Here is a 522-nt window from a genome sequence, read left to right as displayed (position 1 = left end):
CTGGTGATGGCGACGTTATCGGAGCGCAAGTTATTGCTGCTTGATGAACATACGGCCGCGCTTGACGCGCGTATGGCGGCTTTTGTCATCGATTTAACCAAGCGTATCGTCAATGAGTTTGATCTGACGGTGATGATGGTAACGCACTCGATGAAAGACGCGCTCGCTTGTGGTGACAGAACCGTCATGCTCCACCAAGGGGAAATCGTTCTGGATGTCGCTGGAGAGCAGCGCGCCAATATGCAAGTACCTGATTTACTAGACATGTTCTCTAAAGTTCGAGGCGAAGAACTTTCGGATGACAGTTTATTGCTCAATTAAATAGCATGTCTGATTCGTTACGCGTTTCTTCGACATAGTCAGAGCCGCGACTACGCCTACCAAGTGTGATCCTCCTTGAGAAAATAGGTAAAACACCGAATTTCCAAGGAGGATTTTTTGTCTCTCATTCTTTAATAAAATAGTGGCATATCCACCTATTAAAGAGTGCTTATTATGTCTTTGCCATTTCTCTTTCATAGC

1 protein-coding gene and 1 pseudogene are annotated in these 522 nt (G+C 45.4%); one reads left to right on the top strand and one right to left on the bottom strand.

What is annotated here, in order from left to right; genetic code table 11:
* Positions 1–321, top strand: a pseudogene (locus R7040_RS29860) (ABC transporter ATP-binding protein); the annotation flags it as partial.
* Here the strand turns inward: R7040_RS29860 and R7040_RS29855 are convergent.
* On the bottom strand, positions 307–522 hold a 216-nt coding region (locus tag R7040_RS29855), incomplete at its 5' end, for a hypothetical protein (RefSeq protein ID WP_318098102.1). The pseudogene R7040_RS29860 and the gene R7040_RS29855 sit on opposite strands and share 15 nt — an antisense overlap.

The organism is Vibrio sp. 1069, assembly GCF_033340555.1.
The sequence above is the reverse complement of the archived record's forward strand: the minus strand, read 5'-3'. Positions and strand labels throughout refer to the sequence as shown.